13 protein-coding genes are annotated in these 19,682 nt (G+C 61.1%); 6 read left to right on the top strand and 7 right to left on the bottom strand.

Features of this window, described 5'->3' with window-relative positions:
• The first annotated feature begins 304 nt into the window (after positions 1–304).
• The 3 genes from QZ307_RS07680 to QZ307_RS07670 all read left to right on the top strand — a co-directional run bounded on the left by QZ307_RS07680 (position 305) and on the right by QZ307_RS07670 (position 3,024).
• Positions 305–1,198, top strand: a complete 894-nt coding sequence (locus QZ307_RS07680; protein ID WP_295998161.1) for an HAD family hydrolase — start codon at positions 305–307, stop codon at positions 1,196–1,198.
• Between the two features lie 2 nt (positions 1,199–1,200).
• On the top strand, positions 1,201–2,346 hold the full coding sequence (gene tgt / locus QZ307_RS07675; RefSeq protein ID WP_295998159.1) for a tRNA guanosine(34) transglycosylase Tgt: 1,146 nt from the start codon (positions 1,201–1,203) through the stop codon (positions 2,344–2,346).
• Between the two features lie 309 nt (positions 2,347–2,655).
• On the top strand, positions 2,656–3,024 hold the full coding sequence (locus QZ307_RS07670; protein ID WP_295998156.1) for an Hpt domain-containing protein: 369 nt from the start codon (positions 2,656–2,658) through the stop codon (positions 3,022–3,024).
• 161 nt (positions 3,025–3,185) lie between these two features.
• Here the strand turns inward: QZ307_RS07670 and QZ307_RS07665 are convergent, their stop codons facing one another.
• The 7 genes from QZ307_RS07665 to QZ307_RS07635 all read right to left on the bottom strand — a co-directional run bounded on the left by QZ307_RS07665 (position 3,186) and on the right by QZ307_RS07635 (position 15,855).
• A complete protein-coding gene (locus QZ307_RS07665; protein WP_295998153.1) occupies positions 3,186–6,239 on the bottom strand; it encodes a hypothetical protein in 3,054 nt (1,017 codons plus the stop codon).
• Positions 6,240–6,356: 117 nt separating this feature from the next.
• Positions 6,357–8,117 (bottom strand): InlB B-repeat-containing protein, encoded by a 1,761-nt coding sequence (locus QZ307_RS07660; protein WP_295998150.1) that lies wholly within the window; start codon positions 8,115–8,117, stop codon positions 6,357–6,359.
• A 68-nt stretch (positions 8,118–8,185) separates the two neighbouring features.
• A complete protein-coding gene (locus QZ307_RS07655; RefSeq protein WP_295998144.1) occupies positions 8,186–10,213 on the bottom strand; it encodes an InlB B-repeat-containing protein in 2,028 nt (675 codons plus the stop codon).
• Positions 10,214–10,467: 254 nt separating this feature from the next.
• Positions 10,468–11,772: a L,D-transpeptidase family protein gene (locus tag QZ307_RS07650; RefSeq protein ID WP_295998141.1), complete on the bottom strand. Its 1,305-nt coding sequence runs from the start codon at positions 11,770–11,772 to the stop codon at positions 10,468–10,470.
• A 323-nt stretch (positions 11,773–12,095) separates the two neighbouring features.
• Entirely contained in the window at positions 12,096–13,556 is a 1,461-nt protein-coding gene (locus tag QZ307_RS07645) for a hypothetical protein (RefSeq protein ID WP_295998137.1), read from the bottom strand.
• 83 nt (positions 13,557–13,639) lie between these two features.
• Entirely contained in the window at positions 13,640–14,743 is a 1,104-nt protein-coding gene (locus tag QZ307_RS07640) for an LCP family protein (protein WP_295998134.1), read from the bottom strand.
• Positions 14,744–15,138: 395 nt separating this feature from the next.
• Complete coding sequence (locus QZ307_RS07635; protein WP_295998132.1) at positions 15,139–15,855, bottom strand: flavin reductase; 717 nt, start codon at positions 15,853–15,855, stop codon at positions 15,139–15,141.
• Between the two features lie 200 nt (positions 15,856–16,055).
• Between QZ307_RS07635 and QZ307_RS07630 the strand changes: the two genes are divergently transcribed.
• The 3 genes from QZ307_RS07630 to QZ307_RS07620 form a co-directional block, all read left to right on the top strand.
• The gene (locus QZ307_RS07630; RefSeq protein WP_295998130.1) at positions 16,056–17,255 is read left to right on the top strand and encodes an acyltransferase family protein; all 1,200 of its coding nucleotides are present in this window, start codon (positions 16,056–16,058) and stop codon (positions 17,253–17,255) included.
• 155 nt (positions 17,256–17,410) lie between these two features.
• On the top strand, positions 17,411–18,646 hold the full coding sequence (locus QZ307_RS07625; protein ID WP_295998127.1) for a D-alanyl-D-alanine carboxypeptidase family protein: 1,236 nt from the start codon (positions 17,411–17,413) through the stop codon (positions 18,644–18,646).
• Between the two features lie 294 nt (positions 18,647–18,940).
• The coding region (locus tag QZ307_RS07620) for a hypothetical protein (protein WP_295998124.1) at positions 18,941–19,682 on the top strand (742 nt) is incomplete at its 3' end.

Raw genomic sequence — 19,682 nt, 5'->3', positions numbered from 1 at the left:
TCCGTTCTCATGGAATCGCTCCTTAGCATTTTCGTTCGGCGGTATACTACCACGATCAACATCGCCTCGGCCGTGTCGGCGGGTCGGGGGTGCTCTGCGGCGGAGACTTCGCGCTTTTTCCCGCTGCGAACGCGATTAAGGAAACAGAGAAGACGATGCCCATAAGTCGGTACTATCCCCGTATCGGTGCTGGCGAAGTGGAATCTGTTTCTTAAAAATCGCGTTCTCCGCGGGGCGCTCAGACACCGCCGCAGAGCACCCCCGACCCGCCGACACCTGTGAGTTTTTCGAAAGGACAACCCCGATGACCAACACCGAGCGCCCCTACCGCGCTATCTGCTTCGACCTCGACGGCACGCTGTTGCCCATGGACTTGGACGAGTTCATGCAAAGCTACTTCAAGATCATCTACGACTTCATGACGGCCCGCGGCATCGACGGCGGCGCGTTCCTGGAAGCGCTCCAGCGGGGCACCCGCGCCATGGTCGTGCACGACGACGGCGCCACCAACGAGGAAGCCTTCTGGGACGAGTTCTTCAAGCACGCAGACCCAGACGCCGCCGACTGGGAGGCTCTGCTCACCGAGTTCTACGAAGGCCCCTTCGGCGAACTGGGAGCCGGCGTGACGCCCAACCCGGCAACGGCCCAGGCCCTGGAAACGCTGCGGGCCAAGGGCTACCCGCTGGTGCTCACCACCATGCCCATGTTCCCGCCCCAGGCCGTGCGCTGGCGCCTACAGTGGGCCGGCGTGGGCCCGGACTGGTTCGAGCGCCTGACCACCTACGACAACTCCACCACCGTGAAACCCCAGCCGCGCTACTATGCCGAGAACGTGGCGGCTCTGGGTGTAAACGGCGACGACGTCCTGATGGTGGGCAACAACACCGTGGAAGACCTGGCCTTTATGGGCATCGGCGCCGACGGCTACCTGATCACCGACTGGCTGCTCGACCCTACAGACGGCTTCGACCTTGACCGCGTGAAGCACGGCTCCATGGAGGACTTTGCCCGCTGGGTGGAAACCTTGCCTCCCTGCGCCAATCCGGCAACGGGCATCGAGCCCGGACCCGTGGCCCATGCCACGGCCGAGGCGGTTCTGGCCGCCAACGCCACGGCCGCCGCGGACGCCGAGGCCGCCGCGCGCTACGCCCGCTCCTCGGCCGACAACGCCCCCTTCCCTGCCACCACAAAGGAGTAGCCATGGCCCTGTTCGACTGCACCTGCGACGCCCAAAGCGGCAACGCCCGCGCCCTTACCTACACCACCGCCCATGGCGACTTCCACACCCCCATGTTCATGCCCGTGGGCACCTCGGCCACGGTGAAGGGCATCACCGTGGACCAGCTGCACGACCTGGGAGCCCAGGTAGTGCTGGCGAATACCTACCACCTGGCCATGCGCCCCGGCGCCGATCTCATCGAGGAGGCCGGCGGCATCCACCGCTTCATGAACTACGACGGCCCCATGCTCACCGACTCCGGCGGATTCCAGGTGTTCTCGCTGGCTGACACCGTGAAGCTGTCCGACGACGGCGTCACCTTCCAGTCCATCTACGACGGCAGCAAGATCCACTGGACGCCCGAGGAGAACATGGCCATCCAGCAGAAGATCGGCGCCGACATTGCTATGCAGCTGGACCAGTGCGCCCCCTACCCCGCCACGCGCGAGTTCGTGGCGAAGGCCGTGGATTACTCCAGCATGTGGGCGAAACGCTGCCTGGCGGCCCACACGCGCCCCGACCAGACGCTCTTCGGCATCGTCCAGGGCGGCATGCACTTGGACCTGCGCCTGGAAAGCGTGCGCCGTTTGCGCGAGATCGAGGACGAATCCCTGGCCGCGGGCGGCCGTCGCTTCGGCGGCTACGGCATTGGCGGCTATTCGGTGGGCGAAGACCACGAGACCATGTTCGAGACCCTGGGCGAGGTGGCTCGCGCGTGCCCCGAGGACCGTCCGCGCTACCTCATGGGCGTGGGCAATCCCACCACGCTGGTGCGCGCCGTGCGCGAGGGCGTGGACATGTTCGACTGCGTGCTGCCCACCCGCACCGCCCGCATGGGCACGGCGTTTTCCAGCACGGGCCGTATGAACATGCGCAACGCGAAGCACATCCACGACTTCGGCCCCCTGGATCCGGCCTGCGACTGCCCCACCTGCCGCAACTATTCGCGCTCCTACCTGCGCCACCTGGTGAAGCAGAACGAGATGCTGGGCGCCATCCTTATTTCCGTGCACAACCTGCACTTCCTGCTGGACCTCATGCGCCGCGCCCGCGAGGCCGTGTTGGCCGACGCCTACGAGGACTTCTACCAGCAGTGGATGGACAGCGACGCGGCAGCCGACTACTAGGGCGCAATCCTTACGAGCCAACCTGAGAGCTTTGTGCGAAAACGAGCGTTGTCGCGCCCGTCCGCACTTCATCGTATACCGCGCTCAAACCTAAGCGGTTTCGTCAAGTTACAGAAAGATAAACGCATTATTACGAAACGTTGACATTCATCTACAGAACGTCAACGACTAAAACGCAGCCCTGACAGCACTCTAACGAGTGATTAAACTGAACTCCAACGAAGAATAGACGGATGTATCTTTCGAAGAGGAGAAGAGAGAGCGCCACCCTCCGGCGCGTCCCGTCTTTGCATGAAAGGAATGATGGCAATGAGTGAGACGCTTGCAGATAAACTTGCCCCCTACGGTATCGACTACGTCGACGCCATGGACCGCTTTGGTGACAACGCCGATCTGTACGAGCGACTGGCCATGAAGTACCTGGACGACAGCCATCTCGTGGCTCTGCAGGCCGCCATCGAGGCTCACGACTTCTCCGACGGCTACAGCGAGGCCCATGCCCTTAAAGGTGTAGCCGGCAATCTTTCCTTCAAGGACCTGTACGAAGCCGCCACTTTGGTGTCCGACGCCCTGTACGCCGGCGAGTCCGAGGCCGCCATCAAGTACCTGCCGCAGGTTGAAGCCGCCCACAAGAAGGTTATCGAGGGCCTGTTGGCCTGGCAGGACGGCACCCTGTAGTCTCACTCCCCCAACTGAGCAGCAAGCAAAGCGGGCAAGTCGATCGACTTGCCCGCTTTTGTGTGTCGGGGATTTCGAGGGGCGCTCAGACGCAAGGACGCGGTAAATGCGATCCGAGCACACGAGGAACACGGCCCCGACCGGACGCGCGTTGCTGTTGTCTATTTCACCCTCACCTTTTTCACTTTTGTCCATTTCGAATAGACGTAGGTCTTCCCCACCTTCTGGTACGCGCGAATCTTCACATAGTAGGTACGCTTCGACTTCAGAGACTTCAGCTTCACCGAGGTGGCTGAGCCGCGAGCAACGCGCTTCACCTTGGTGGCCTTCTTGGTGAACTTCTTGCTGGTCGAGTACTTTACCTGGTAGCCCGAGGCCTTCTTGACCTTCTTCCAACGCACCGTGACGGCCCTCTTCGCTCGCTTGAAGCTGCGCCATTGAGGCGTAGCGGGCCGCTTGGGCTTCTTGGAGGCCGTCGGCTTCGACGAAGACGAAGTGCTCGAGGGTTTGGCGGAACTGCTGGAACCGGGCTTGGTTGCACTGGGAGTGCCAGAGGAGCCCGAAGCGCTCGCGCCGGGCTTGGCGGTGCTGTCCGAAGTGCCGGAGGAGCCCGAACCGCCTGTGCCGGGCTTGGTCGTGCCCGTCGCGCTGCTGCCTGAGCCAGACGAGGAGGGCGGCACGGGCGTGACCGAGGGCGCGGAGGGATCGAGCGTGCCGAAGCGTCGCAGGCTGACCGGGTCTTCGGCCGAGGCCACCGACGCGCAGAGCAGGGCGCCCTGAAACGCCTCGAGGTCGACGCCCATGGACGGGCTGATGACGGTCGAGCCCACTGCATCCCACGAGCCCAGGTTATCCAAGGTGCTGCGATACACCCGCACCTGCTGGGACGCCTGGGTGGCCAGAGCCACGTAGACCTTCGATCCCTCCACCACCAGACTGGCGTCGAAGGAGGAGGGCAGCGTATCCGGCAGCGATATAACCGTGGGAACTCCGTTGCTAAAGGTAACAAGCCGCAGGGTGGAATCCTGGCCGCCGTCCTGCTGCAAGGTGAGGAACACCGGGCCATTCTTCGTGGCAGTTCGATCGAGTATCTGGGGCGCGCCGCTGTGGAGGCGCTGCTTCGACCACGTGCCCGCTTTCAGACGATAGAGCGTCGTTTCTTGTCGATCGAAATTGCTGACCAACAGCGCCGGCTCCCCGCCCACATCGGCGATGACTGCTCCGGCCAAGTAGCCGTCGTTCAGCACGGTCACCTTCTGCAGCACGTTGCCGCTGAGCCGGTAGAGCCCGGCCTCCGCGCCGGCACCGTCGGCGAAAAGATAAAGTGAGCCGGCTACCTCGCCCAGCACGGGCTTGTTGGCGGCGGCGGACAAGGTGGCCGTCGTTTCCCAGCGGCTTCCACTCCACCGCCACAGGGCCACGCGGGGAGAGGCCCCGTACTGCACGCCGCACAGATAGAGCGCGCCGTCGAACCACTGAGCACTGAACTGCCGATAACCCTCGCCGACGGAGCCCAGGCTCTTCCATGCGGTACCGTCGTAGCGGAACACCTGGGCGCCCCCCGCGTTGCGCCGCTCGCATAGCTGGTACACCGCCCCGTCGGCTCCCGCCTCCAGCTTCGTGGCCTCAAAGCCTTGGGTGGGCAGCGGCGAGGCACCGGGCGCGTCGAGCGCATCGCGCCAAAGACCCAGCTTGTCCGCATCGGGCTGAGCAATGGTGAAGGTGATGGACTCTTCCGTTTGCGCGGTCACCGTGACTACCACACCAGAGTTGGTGCCATCGGCGTAGGTAAGCGCCCCTTCCTCCAAGCCGTCGTCAGGATTCGTCGAGCCGGCCTTCGAACGCGTAGCCGGCGTGGCCGTAGGGCTCAGCGAGTTGGCCGAGGGCAGCTTATAGCCCGGCGCCGTCAACTGGGCATGGCGAAGATCACCCACCCCGTCACCGCGCGGGGCACCCGTCTCGCCCTTGCGAAACACGTACACATAGTCCTTGTCGCCCTTGTTGCCGCTGGTAATACCCGTTTGCTTCTGCGACGGATTGACGCGATAGATTACCAGCCCCGAACCGCCGATAGTGGAGGGCGACCCGTCCTGGTAGGTGTCCAGGGCAGAGAGGTTACCGATGTCGGTATTGGCGCGGCGGAACTCGGCCACGAAGTACTCCGTGGTGGAATAGGGCGCCTTGAACTTGACCGCCTGACGCTTACCCGAACCAGGCGCGTACAACGTGACGGTGCCGCCGGCCACTTCCTCAATAGTCGTCCAGCCGCAATCTTGGCGCGAGATGGCCAGAGGTCGCATCAGCTTCGAGCCGCCGTGCTGAGCCATGATGTCCCATACACCCACCGCCACATCGCGCTGGCTTTCCAGGGAGCTGTCCAGGCGGTAGAGATCTTTTGCGCCGAAGGCGTGCAGTGTTTCATGGATGACGGTGCCAACAGTGCCGTTGGCCAGGCGCCCGGAATCGACCAACGTGTAAGTACCCACCTTCACCGCCTTGGCGCCCTGGCCCACGGTAAGGTTGCCGCCGTAGTCGGCCTCGTGGGGCCAGAGGGGCGACCCAGTGGTCGGCGAGTCGGCACCTACCTCGGGCACCACCAGGATGTTGTCGGCCACCCCATTGCCGTCGCCGTCAAGAGTGCGGGCATCGAACTGGGGATACGCGGCGTTGAAGGCCGTCAGTGCATCGTCAAGCAGCACACCGGTGTTGACGTAAGCGTCCCGGGCCTTCGGCAAGGTCAAGTAGGTGATGCGCCCCGTGGCACGATCAGACTGGGGCGACACCGTACGTAGGCGGCACTGGCCGTCGGACACGGTGTCGACATACTGGTAGAGCGAAGGAGCGCGATAGGTGGCCGCACGCGCATCGTTCAGGCGCGCCATCACCTGGGACCACTGAGTGTTGGCCGGCGCCGTGGCATCGGGGGCGAAGGCAGGCGGGGCATTCAGGCCGGTCGAACCGTCGCCCGTGGCGTCGCCTTGGAAGCGCACCACCAGCACCAGTTGGGTGCGGTTGGCGTCGGCCACCGACGAGCCATCGAGAACGGCGGCGTCGTAGGACGTGTCAGGCTGGTCAGCCACAGCCAACGCAGGAAACGCCGCCCCTAGAGCCAGCACCATAAGCACGATAATCAGAGCCAGGGCACCCAGAGTTCGATGAGGGGCGCAACGCAGGAAACGCGCCTCTTCGCCGGCACAAGCTCCCATCGGCTTCATTGAGTACCCCCGGTCTTTCCAATCAATATCAATGGAGGAAGTGTAGCAAAACCCACGGCGGCTATCGAGAGCCGCCGTCGATCATCGCAGAAATTTTGACGTTCCGTCACCTCGATTTTACACGCGCTTCGTATAGGAGAGGTTGATCCAGCCGCCGGCGGAAAGCTGACCCCAGCCCTTGCTCACCTTCACGACGCGCACCTGCTGGTTGTAGCTCAGGCCACCGAGAATCGGCGCCGTCGTCGACGCTTTCCCTCGGATGAATAGGCCATCGTTCGACGTTACCACGTACGAGCCCTTCTTCATTTTGACCCATTTAGCATAGACCGTGCGATTTTTGGTCACCGTCAGCTTCGTCGCCTTTTTGGTCAGCTTCTTGTTGGTGTACCAGCCAGCGAAGGTGTAACCCGTGCGTGTCGGATTCTTAAGCGTGAGCACGCCGCCGTACTTCTTTGGGTTGCTCTTATTGTTCGTGCCGCCGTTGAGCTTATAGGTGATCTTGTAGTTCTTGTACCACCGGGCATATACGGTCACCTTACCCTTCGGGGCTGCGGCAGCCGTCAGCTTAGTCACTTTTTTCTTGAACTTCTTGTCCAAATGCCAGCCGCCAAAGGTGTAGCCCGAACGCGTTGGCTTTTTCAAGGTAACCGTGCCTGACGAGCGCGTGGGGTTCGCCGCATTGTTCTTGCCCTTGTTGAGCTGATAGGCAATCTTGTACGTGACGGGCGTCGGAGACGAGGTCGCGGGCGTTTGCGTTGTCGTCAGCGAGGTCGAGGGCGCCGCAGGTGCTACGGGGGCCACGGGTGTCGCAGTGTTAGGGGCAGCGAAGTCGACGTAAGCGAAGTTCACATCACAGTACTTTTTCGGAATGCCCTCCACCTTGCCCACGCAGGTAAACTGCCAGACGTCGGTGCCCTCCACTTCCGAGCTCGAGGTGTTCGAATAGCGCGCCACCCACCGCGACCAGCCGTTCTTCTGCATGGTAGCCGCATCAAAAACGGGGTCGTCGTTCTTCAGAACAGTGTTGAACCAGTACTGGTTGGCGTAAATGCCCACCTTATAGCCCGCCTTTTGCATTTGCGCGCAGAACTCCTTGGCGATGGCGCCCAGGGTGCCCTTCTTCAGCTTCTCCTGCGAGGCATCCTCGAGGTCGAGATACACGGGCAGCGCCAAATCGGAAGGCTCGATGTTGTTGTTCTCGAGAATGCGCAGCACGTGCTTTGCCTCGTCGGTGGCCGAGGGGGCGGTGCCCGTGGCTTTGGGCGCATAGGAGTACAGGTAGACGCCCACCTTCAGGCCGGCGTCTTTCGCTCCCTGGTAATTGCTGGCAAACCATTTATCGTCCTGATAGGAGTAGTTGCTGCCGTAGCCGCAACGAATAATGGCGAAGCTGACGCCCTCCTCCTTTACCTTTTGCCAGTCGATGGCCTTGGCCGGACCGCCACCGGGCGCGTTGTTATGAGCCGAGACATCGATACCCACGGCGAGCGAGCCGGGCACCTTCACCGTGGTGCTGGTCCCCGTGGGCGTCTTGCGCACTGTGTAGGTATTGATGCCGTTCGCCTTGGTCCACGTTGCGCTGATATCCAGGTCGCCGGCGCCCAAATCGCCCCAAGCACCCATGGTGTCGAAGCCGAACGTACCGGCTGCGGCACTTACCTCGTCGTCGGCGTAGCCCTTGGTGAAGCGCCAGCTGTTGGCCCGGGCGCCGGTGAGTCGATCCCCCTCGGGATCGGACAGCTTATCGCCGTCCTGCACCACGCCCATGGCAATATCCATCCAGTTGTCGGTGGTCTCCCCTGCTGCAAAAGCCGTCACGGGCACCATGGTGCCCGCCAAGGCGCAGCTGAGAACGAGACTGAGTGTTTTCTTGTGCATGTGAGTAGTCCTTTTATCACTCGGATACAGGCTCGTAAGTCGAAAACGACAGGAAGGTTTAGAAGGTGCTACACCTTCTTCGCATAGGACAGCTTGATCCAGCCGCGTCCATCGCTGAGCTTACCCCAACCGCTCTTCGTAGACTTGATCAGTACTTTCTTGTTGTAGTCCAAGGCGCCCGTGATAGCAGCTTTGGTTGAGGCCGTCTTGCGGATGTTCAAGCCGCCAGTGGCGGTCACACGATAATACTTGCCCGTGAGCTTGGTCCACTTCGCGTACACCGTGCGATTCTTCGTCATGGACAGCTTCGTGACCTTCTTTTTGAACTTCTTATCGGTGTACCAGCCCTTAAACACATAGCCCGAGCGCGTGGGGTTCTTGAGCGTCAGGGTTCCGCCGTACTTCGAGGGATTGCTCTTGCTGTTCTTACCACCGTTCAACTTGTAGGTGATCTTGTAGTTCTTGTACCACCGGGCGTAGACCGTCACCTTGTTGTTCTTCGTATTCTTGGAGGTCAGCTTCGTGACTTTGGTTTTGTACTTCTTGTCGAGATACCAGCCGCCAAAGGTGTAGCCCGAACGCGTCGGAGCCTTAAGGGTGAGCGTGCCGCCGAACTTCGCGGGGTTGGCCTTATTGTTCTTGCCCCTGTTCAGGCTGTACGTAACCTTATAGGGCTGCGACCACTTGGCGTAGACCGTCACCTTCTTATTGGTGGCATGCGCCGCTGTCAGCTTCGTAACCTTCGTGGTGAACGCTGCGTCCAGATGCCATCCATCAAACTGGTAGTTCGTCCTTGTTGGCGATTTCAGCGTCAGCGTGGAGACATAGGTTGCAGCATTCGAGGCATGGTTTTTACCGCCGTTGAGCACATAGGAAACACGATAAGGTGTCGTCCACTTCGCATAGACCGTCGCATTTTTCTGAGAAATGGTCTTCACGGGCGTCTTAAAAGCAGCGTCGGCGTACCAGCCGTCAAAGATATACCCCGAACGCGTCGGCGTAGGCAGCGTCAGCGTACCCGTAAACGTAACGGGGTTAGGTGCATAGAGCGTACCACCGTTCAACTCGTAGGTAACCTGGTACGTAGCCGGCTGCGCGCCGAAGTCGACGTAAGAGAAATTCACATCGCAGTACTTTCGCGACGTACCGGCCACGGTGCCGATAGAAGTGAACTGCCAAATGTCCGTCGAATCAACCCCCGAGGAGGACGAACCCCAGGAATAGCGCGCCACCCAGCGCGACCAGCCGTTCTTCTTCATGGTAGCCACGCTGAAGCGCGAGTCGGTAAGAACGCTGGTGAACCAGTCCTGATTGGCGTAAATGCCCACCTGATAACCTTTGGCGATCATCTGCTTGCAGAACGACTCGGCCACGTCGCCGATAGTCTTCTTCGGCAAGGCGCGCTGCGTGGCGTCCTCCATGTCGAAATACACAGGAAGCCCGAGATCCTCAGGACCCAGCCCTGCATTTTTCATCTGATCGAGTACCAGGTTGACCTCATGGCCCACGGAATTCTTGCCCGAGGCCTTCGTGTTGGTAGCGCGAGAGTAGATGTACACACCCACCTTGAGACCAGCAGCCTTGGCTCCCTGGATGTTCTTCACGAACCAAGGGTCGTAGAAGCCCGTTGTGGTGGTATAGCCGTCGCCCGCACGGATAATGGCAAAGGTGATACCGTCGGCCTTCATTTTCTTCCAGTCGATGGCCTTGCCCTCGTTGTTAAAGTAGGAGATATCGACGCCTACCTCTTTTGCGCCCGGCACGTTGATAACCGTATCTTTATCGGTCGGATTTTTGCGGTAGGCATAGGACAAAACACCGTTGGCGTTAGACCAGGTTGCACGATAGCCGTCTTCGACATCGGAGAAAGCGCCCATGAGCGCGATGCCTGCTTTCTCCATCTCCTCGCGAAGGTAATTCGACGGATAGCCGTCCGTAAAGCGCCAGCTTTCCGCGGGGTCTTCCTCGCTATCGTTGGGGATGAGATAGCTTTCCTCTTCATACGCTGTGGCAGCCTCGTCGGCAAAGGCGGTCGCTGGCACGAGAGCCAGCACCAAGAGGGCAGAAAGGGACAGTCGAAGTGCTTTTGAGTTCATGTAAGCTTCCTTTAACACTCGATTGACGCTGGCGCTATTTCCGTCAGCAAAGTGCATGAATAGTACCACCATTAACGACGGAAGAGCAACGAAATGCGCCCCGAAACCGCTTAAAGCTACAAAAATACTGCTTACCTGAACAGGACTTCTTATAAAAAGAAGGGCGAGCCGCTCTATCGACTCGCCCCAAGAAGGAGCAGTTTTGCCAACCGCTCCCGTTATAGTTGACGCATTGCCTTTTGCGCTACGCTTCCCTAGTACGTCCACACCTTGGTGCCGCTGGGGATGTTCTTGTTAATCCACTTGGCGTTGCTCAGCGCCAGACGCACGCAGCCGTGGGACGCATTAATGCCCAGACGGCCGTCCTGGACGGAGCTCTTGCTGCCCACGTTGTACAGCACGCTGTGGAACAGATAGTTGCCGTAGAACTGCGTCCAATACCAGCAGGTATAGCCCTTCTCGTTGCCGAAGTACAGGCCCCTGCTGCCAATCGTGAACTTGCCGCGCACCGTGCGCGAACCGTAGGCACCGCTGGTGCACTTCCAGTACTTGTGCACCTTCCAGTCGCCCTTCTGGCCCTTGAGAATTTCCACGCGATTCTTATTCGTGTCCACGAGGATAAGCCACTTGGTGGACGAAGTCTGGCTCTGGGCCTTGGCGGCCATGGCCATCTGGGTCTTCATCTCCGTGCCCGACTTGGTGGTGACGAGCGCCGTGGTGCGGTTCTTCTTGCTGTTGTACGTCTTGTTCGTCTTCTTGTTGGTCTTCTTCACCAGCTTGACCTCGTAGGCCTTCACGTTGGACAGCTTGGGTGCACCCACCTTGGCACCATTGCGGCCCCAGCCGGTCCAGCCCAGGCCCGTCAGGTACACGCGATAGTACACGTTGTACTGCTTGGCCAGCTCACCACTCAGGTTCAACCTAATGGCCTGAACGGGGTTCTTCGCTTTTCCGTTACCGGCAGTCTTACCGTCCCTTACCGTCTTCGACCAGCCCCTGCCCTTCATGTACACGCTGTACTTGATGGAGCCGGTGATATTCTTGCAGTTGTTGTAGATACGCAGAGCGGCCAAAGGACGGGTGGTAACCGTCTCGCCCATGGTCTTGCTCTGCAGGGTCTTGGTACTTACTGCAGCCTTCTGCCACTTCGCGCCAGCCAGCTTGGCCGCCGTTTTGAAGGACAGCAGCGGCTTCGGCTTCGGCTGGGGCTTGATGGCCGCTGGTTTCTTGTCTCCCTCGGTGCTAGTGCTGCCGCCGGGCGTGGTGCCGGGGTTGGGCGTTTCGGGCGTGGTGCCCGGGTTCGCCTCATCGCCCGTGCTGGGCGTAGCGGGCTGGTCGGGAGTAGTAGCGGGCTGATCGACGTCGATGGCCGTAGCATCGGCCTGAGGCGCAACGGCCGAAGCGGCCACAACCGCCTCATCAGCCGCAAGGGCAGACTCGGCGCTTTGCTCAACGGCAGCTCCCTCGACCGCGACGACGCGCGGCTCAGCCGCTTCGTCGGCCAAAGCGGAGGCGGGGCACAGCGTCACCGCCAGCGCACCGGACAGGGTCACTGCCATAGCGCGCTTCCAAAAAGGTACAGCAATTCGTTCCATAACAACCTTCACTTTCAAGTCCCATCCAACGGCTCCCCCGCCGTCGTGTTGCATAGCTTTGCATTATAGCCATCATCGACGGGCCGTCACAACCAATATTTGCGCTTATGTGGGGAAATGATGCGTAAGAGAGGGGCTGCGGAATTCACCCTCCGGCCGAGCACGAGTCGCCGAAGGGGTTCGCCGGGGGTCGCCGGAGGGGTTCGCTCAAAGAGGCGCCCAGGGAGTCGTCGGGGCCGACCAGAAGTCGCCGAAACGTCTGCGCGCCCGAGCGCCCATGCAGGGCGCTAGAAACCCTGCTTCACCATGTCGGCATGCACGCCGTCGATGGCCCGCACCAAGTTCTTCAACTTGCCATATTGACCGCAAGCCGAACTCATGACCGCCAGCACATAGGGCCGCCCGTCCACCAGCACCACGCCGGCGTCGTTCTGCACGTTGTAGCCGCCGCCGGGGAACCAGCCGGGCTTCGTGCGTGTGGGCGTAGAAAGAGCCTGGTCGATGAAGGAGTTCAGCGGGTGAGCGTGCAGGTTGCGCACCTTGGCCGAGCGGGCGTTCGTCTGGCGATAATAGTACCAGTAGGTGCCGATCCACAACTTCGCCAGCGTGCGCGAGGACAGATAGGTGTAGTTGCGGCCGCCGTTCATCTCGGACGACGAGATGCCGCAATAGCCCATCATCTTCAGCATGGGGCTATGGCCGAAGCGGCGACGCAAGCTGGCATAGCCCTCGTTGCTGGAAACCTTAATGGTGCTGCTCATGGTGCCGTGGGCGCTGGCCGCGCTGCCGGCACGGTACTTGTTCACCGCCGCCACATAGGGGCCCTTGATGGCGCTGGCACTGTACTGCACCTTGCCCGGGTTGTAACTGATACCCGCGCCTGTCTTCAGGTCGATCATGACGAAGCTGAGCTTGTAGCGGCCCAGCTGTTTGATGGCGGCCTTCAACTTCTTCGCCGCCTTCGTGTTGAGCGAGTACTTCGCGCCAAACGCCCTCAGGCCGCTGCCCTTCGCCTTGGCGATGGCCTTGATGAGCTGCGGGCGCGTCTTGCCACCCTGGGCGTAGTAGTACTCGGCGCTGCTCTGGCCGGCAGAGAAGTAGCGGTTCTGGCGCGATCCGGGAGCTTTGGAGTCCTTCTTTACCAGCTTTACCTGATAGCCGCGCACGCTTGCCAGCTTGCGCGCGCCCACCGACTCGCCGTTCTTGCCCCAGCCCGTCCAGCCGTAGCCCACCAGGTTGACGCGATAATACACCGTGAAGCTTTTCGCCAGCGCTTCCGTCAACTTGATGCGCAGTGCCTGAATAGGCTGAGAGGCCTTCTTCGTGCCGCAGACAGCGCCGTTCTTGACCTGCGACGTCCACCCCTTGCCGGCCACGTAGGCGCGATAGACAATGGATCCCGTCTGGTTGCTCTTCACCGTTAAGCGCACCGCCGTCAGCGCCTTCGACCCTGAGGTGCGCCCCGCCTTGGCACTTCCCTGCACCGTCCGCCATCCGGCAACGCCCTCGAGCTTCGCCTTGCTTGTCAGTGACGCCGTGGGCTCTGGTTCAGCCGTCGGTTCGGAAGTGATGGCGTCTGTGCCGGGGGATTCGGTGCCGCCGGCTTCGGCGGCGAAGGCAGGGGCGATCGGGCATAGCGCGACCGTCAACAACGCGGCAAGCAAGACCGCGAGCAATTTCGAAGTGCGCGTCTGCAGCGGAGCCCCCGCCGTGCACGCCGCCCATGAACGAGATGAATAGGTCGTCATTTCCGCTCCTTCAACCAGCGTGACGGCAGGCGCCTGAGCGCACTGCCGTCACGGATGCTTCTCTGTTGCAAGCCGCAGAGGCGCTACTCGCCCGATTCCTTGTCCGACTTTTTCTCCACATCGATGACGTCATCGGTGGTAAGCGCGTCCTTGACGAGGTCCTCGTAGTCCTGAGGCGAGCGGGCGTTGGTGGCGGCGCCCAGCTTCTCATCGCTGGCCTGGGGCTCGGGGATCTCGGCCTTCGTGTCGTTCGGATCGAGGCCCGCGTCCACGCGGCGCATCATGTCCTGCCACTCCTTGTACTGGGTGCCTACGTAGCTTACGCCGTTCTCGTTCAGCGTGTAGCTGGGGCAGGCGGCCGAGTACATGGTGAGGCCCTTGTCCTTGAAAGTGAGGGCCAGGGAAATGAGGTCTTGCACGGAGTAGTCGGTGGTCACGCAACGAGCGAGCGACTCCACGAGACCGGGGATTTCCGCAGGAGAGGCCTGAAGCACCTTCTCGACAATGGCCTCGATGATCAGGCGCTGGGCCTGGGCGCGGCTGAAGTCGCCAGCGCGCGTAGCGTGACGCTCGCGGGCGAAGGCCAAGGCCTCGGCGCCGTTGATGGTCTGCTCGCCGGCCTCGAGGGTAATGCCGCTGGTGTCGGAGTAGAAGCTCTCGGGGATGTTCACTTGGATGCCGCCCAGCTCGTCCACGACGTTCTGCAGCTCGTCGAAGTGCACCTCGACATAGTGGCTGATGGGCACGCCGGCGAACTCGGAGAGAGTTTTCACCGCGCCCGAGGGGCCGCCGAAAGCGTAGGCAGCGTTGATCTTCTGCTTGCCCTGGCCCTCGATTTCGATCATGGTGTCGCGCGGAACAGAGATGAGGTCGACAACGCCCGTGTTCTCATCAATGCGAGCGAGCATAGTGACGTCGGAGCGGCTTACGGTCTCGCCCTCGCGCGCGTCGCTGCCGAAGATGGCCACGTAGTAGGAGCCGTCCTCGGTTTCGGCGGGCGCCAGGGTTTCCAGCAGGGCGGTCTTCTGCTCCTCGTCCATGCCGTCCTGGATGGTGCTGTTGAGGTTGTTCAGGTACAGCCCCACCGCCGTGCCGGCTCCTACCAGGATAACCACGAGTGCGGCTGCGATGCCGAGGGCGATTTTCTTGCCGCGGCCCTTCTTGCGAGCCTGCCGGGCGCGGGCCAAACTGTCGGCGGCATTGTAAGAGCGCTCCCCACCCGCAGGGTAAGAAGAGCCGAGGCCCTGCGACGCTGCCGAGCGTCCGGCAAACGAATCCGTTGTTGCCGCCGTACGGCGACTTTGGCGCGAACGCGAGGAGGCGACATCCGCGGAGTGGGCGGGACGCCGTCCCGACGAGCTCAACGGTGCCGAGTGCTTTCCCATTCTGTTAGCCATATGAGCGGCGCCTGGGCGCCTTCCTCCTTACTATACGGTCGACTCACGGCGCATCGGCCGTCACGTTTGACGATGCGCGAACGCGGCGCCCCGCAAAGAGCGCGAGGCGGTCGCGTAAAACCGTAGGTTACCAAGGAAGACCCCGCACGTCAGGGTTTTCGACAGAATGGACAGAAAGCAGCCGACTAGAGCTCGATGCGCTCGAACATGTCGCGGGGGGCTCCGCAGATGGGGCAGGAGTAGTCCTCGGGCAAGCCGTCGGGATAGCCCTCCTCGACATAGCCGCAAATCATACAGCGCCAGGCTACGCGCTTGCCTGCCGCGGGCGCCTCGTCGGCGGAGGCATCGGCGGACGCAGGGGCGGGAGCTGCCGCAGCCGAGCCTTCCGGATCGCCCTCGGGGTTGTAGCTGGCGGCCTTCGGCGGCGTCTTGCCACCCTTCACCGCATGGTAGTAGGCGTAGGTAAGCGGCTCGCCCTCGGCCAGCACTTCGCTCTCCTCCACCACGCCGACAAACAGATAGTGCGTGCCCACATCGATCGTCTCGGTAACGCGCACCGAGAAGCGCGCGAGGCCATGGGCCTTCACATAGGGAATGTCGGCCTCATCGATCGCATAGTCGCAGGTAGCGAACTTGTCGGTGTCGGCGCTGGTGTGGAAGCCGAAGGTGCCGATAAGTTCCAGCGGGGCATCTTGGGAAAGAACGGTGGCCGCGTACCGACCCGTCTCCCGCACCGCTTCCGTGGTGGCGTTCTCCTTGTTGAGGGCAACGGTAACGGTGGGAGGCTCGGATGCCACCTGCAAGAACGTGTTCACCACGCAGCCCACTTTGCGCTCCCCGATATGAGAAGTAATAAGGTACAAACCCGAGCTCAGGGCACGAAAAGCCTTGCGATCCATCATGGTAGTTCCTTTCGGAGCAGGGGCGCAATCCGACTGCGCCCGCCTTGGCAGCGAAAGGCCGCGAGCCTTCCGCCTCTTGTTCTCTGACCTTTTCGATTATAGCTAGCAAGTCGACAGACCCCTCCGCGCCGAAGATTTCTTGACGGAACTGAAAAGTAGGCGCAGAGTGAGCAGTACCGATCACCACGACAAGGAGACCCATGAGAAGCTCGAACATCGAACTTTTGCGCATTGCCAGCATGTTCATGATCATCCTGTTCCACTTCAGCGTCCATGGCGCCTGGCCCGAGAGCGGCCCTTTGGCCTCGGATGTGGCAGTAGAGATGCTCAGCTTCGGCGGAAAACTCGGTGTCAACTGCTTCGTGCTCATTACCGGCTACTTTATGGTGCGGTCGCAGTTAAAGCTTGCCTCCCTCTTGCGCGTACTGCTGGAAACCTGGTTCTACTCCTTCGTCATCCTGTTCATCTTCCTGTTGGTTGATCCGAGCCTTATTACGGAAACGAAGCTGCGCAAAGCAGTGCTCCCTGTAGTTTCGGGCGAGTACTGGTTCATCACCTGCTACGTTGCCCTGATGGTAGCGAGCCCCCTCCTGAACCTTGCCTGGCGCCACCTCTCCCCCGCGGCACGCAGTCGCGTTATGGCCGTCGGGTTTGTCACGCTATCGCTCCTGCCCACGGCGAGCACCTTTAATCCCATTGGGTCGGATTTGGTGTGGTTCTTCTATATCTACCTGCTGGGCGGTTGGGTGCGCGAGCGCTTCGAGACGCAGGGGACAAACAATAGCGCGCAAGCCAGCAACGCAAGCGCGTTCGCAACGTCGAGCGGGTCTAGCGACGCAGAAACCACCGCCGTGCTCAGCCGTTTAGATCCCGCCGCGTTCATTGCGCGCTGGGGCGGCGGCCGCACCGCCATTTTCAGCGTGCTCTTCGTCTGGGCTAGTATGGCCGTTATCGGCTATGCTCAGCGCGCTTGGGGCTTTACCCTCATCTTCCCCGATTATTTTATCTGGCAGTATATGGTGCCCACGTTCTTTGCCTCCGTGGGCCTACTCATGGTATTCCAGCGGTTGTCCATCCCTTCGCTCAAGGGGGTGAATACCGTGGCGAAGACCACCCTGGGCATCTACCTCATCCACGATAACCCTATCATGCGCGCCTGGATTTGGCCGCACTTCGCCTGGGTGTACGACACCGGCTTTTTCGGCATCCTCGGCCTGAGCCTTGCTGCCGGCGTACTCGTGTTCGCTGCCTGCAGCGCCATCGACTTCGCCCGCATCACACTTCTGGAAAAACCGTTCTTCGCATGGCTCGGCAGTCGCTTTGGACCGCACATCGAGCGCGCCCAACAGTGGCTGAGACTCAAAGACGCAGAGCAACCTGAAACGCACGCCACCGAGTAGCCGAGACATCGCCGCGAAACGCGCAGCAGCCTCTTGCCAGCGAACGTTGCGTTATCCTCTCGAACAATTTACACTGTCACCAGCAAAAACTCGTTCAAAGGATCGCTATGACCCGTCGTGCCCCTTTCGCAAAAACACTCCGACTCGCCCTCTCTATGGCCCTGGCGACCGCCCTCGCGTGCCCCTCGCTCGCCTTCGCCGCCGACCCGACGGCCGCCACGACCGTCTCCCCCACCGAGACCGTCACCTCGTCCGAGACGACCCCTGTCGATCCCGGAGACACCTCCACCCCCAGCGAGCCGGACACCTCCCAAAGCGCCTCCTCTGCGCCCTCGCAGCCGGCAAAAAAGCAGCTGCGCATTACCGGCCTGAAGACCTCGTTCACCAAGACCCCGAAGTCCACCATTAAGGACGCCGTCAAGATCTCCCCCGCGGGCAAGCATCAGGTGCTGCTGCAGCGCTACAACCCCGCAACGGGCAAATGGTCGACAAAGGCGAAGTTCACCACCGCCAGCAACGGCAAGGTCACCCTGAAGTACCCGAACACCTGGCGCAAGACGAACAGCTCCACCTGGCGCGTAGCCGTGAAGGCCACGAGTACCACCGAGCGCCTGATCAGCAAAAGCGTGACCATCACCACGAAGAATCGCTCCAGCGTAAAGCTGAAGGCGAAGAGCGCTGTCATCGTCAACGCCGCCACGGGCCAGACCTATTTCACCAAGAACGAGAACACCAAGCGGCAAAACGCCAGCACCACGAAGATGATGACCGCCCTGCTAGCTGCCGAGCGCAACGAACTGTCCGACCGCGTGACCATCACCAAGCAGGCGGCGAACACCGACTACTCCAACCTGGGACAACGCAGCATCGGCGACACCATCACCGTGAAGAACCTGCTGCACATGGCGCTCATCCCCTCGGACAACGGGGCCGCCGAGGCGCTGGCCATCCATACCGCCGGCAGTGAGAAAAAGTTCGTGTCGTTGATGAACAAGCGCGCGAAGGAACTGGGCTGCACTAACACTAGCTTCAAGAACCCTCACGGCCTGGCCCAAAAAGGCCACGGCTCCTCGGCCCACGACCTGGCCCTCATCGCCCGCGAGGTACTGAATCGCAACGACCTGAGCAGCATCGTGAAAAAGAAGTCGTACTCATTCCGCAGCACGAACGGCATCCCTTACACCGTGAAATCCACCAACAAGCTGCTCGGCAGCATTAAGGGCATCCACGGCGTGAAAACCGGTTTCACCAACGCCGCCGGCCACTGCTTCGTGGGCGCGTTCAAGTACAAGGGAAACACCTACGTGACCGTCGTGCTGGGAGCCCCCACGTCCGACGCGCGTTGGAGCGACACCAAGAAGCTCATCAAGTACGTTAAGAAGTGGTTCTAGCGGAAACAGCAATCAGGCGCATCGAGTAGCGCCCCTGCCCGGGCGCGCCCGGGCAGGGGCGCGGACGAGCAAGCCCAGGCTACTTCTTCGTCGTCTTCTTCGGCTCCTTCACCAGCTTGCTGCCGGACACCTTCACCTTGCCCTCTTTCAGCTTCACCACTTTCGCGGCCTTCTCGCCAGGGCTCTATAAACATTTGGTCAAAACTTGCTCATTGCGATGATTGAGGCAAAAACGTACACTATGACCAGGAAAAATGCTTTGCATTTTAGGGGAACTACCGAGAGGAGCAATCTATGAGCTTCACCAACCTACAGCGGCGCATCAGCGCTGCGGGAGGTGCCGTTCTCGTAGCGGCCGCTCTTACCTGCGGCGCTGTTTTTGCCGCGCCCCAGGCTTTCGCGGACGAGCCGACAGGAGCAACCGTCACCACGCCCGAGCGCATCGACCTCGCCCAGGCGAGCGCGGCGAGTATTCCCGCTACCACCTACACGGGTTACGCCCAAACACCCGCCGTCAAGTTGACGGCTGCCGGCACTACCCTGCAGGAGGGAATCGACTACACGCTGAGCTACCAGAGCAACAAAAACGCCGGTACCGCTCGCGTGACCGCCACGGGAATGGGTGCTTACACGGGAACGAAAACCGTCACGTTCACCATCAAGCCCGCTTCAATCTCATCCGTTAAGCCCACGACCAAGGTATTCACCTATACCGGTAAAGCGCCCAAAGTGAAGGTGACGGTTAAAGCCCTGGGCAAGACTATTGCCAGCAAGACGGGCAAAACCACTGCGAGCGTCAAGCTGGTCATTCCCAAGAACGCTAAAAAGGTAGGCGTTCATACCATCACCGTAAAAGGCCAAGGCAATTACACCGGAACCAAAACGTTCTCGATCAAAGTGAAGCCGAAGGCCACGAAGCTCACAAGCGTAAAGGGCACATCGAAATCTGCCATTGCCGTCAAATGGAGCAAGCCCGCCAACGATATTTCGGGGTACCAAATTAAGTACTGGAAGAGCGGCGGCAGCGTCAAGACCA

Source organism: uncultured Adlercreutzia sp., assembly GCA_910585575.1.
Lineage (GTDB): Bacteria > Actinomycetota > Coriobacteriia > Coriobacteriales > Eggerthellaceae > Adlercreutzia.
This window is presented reverse-complemented; position numbering and strand designations above follow the sequence as displayed.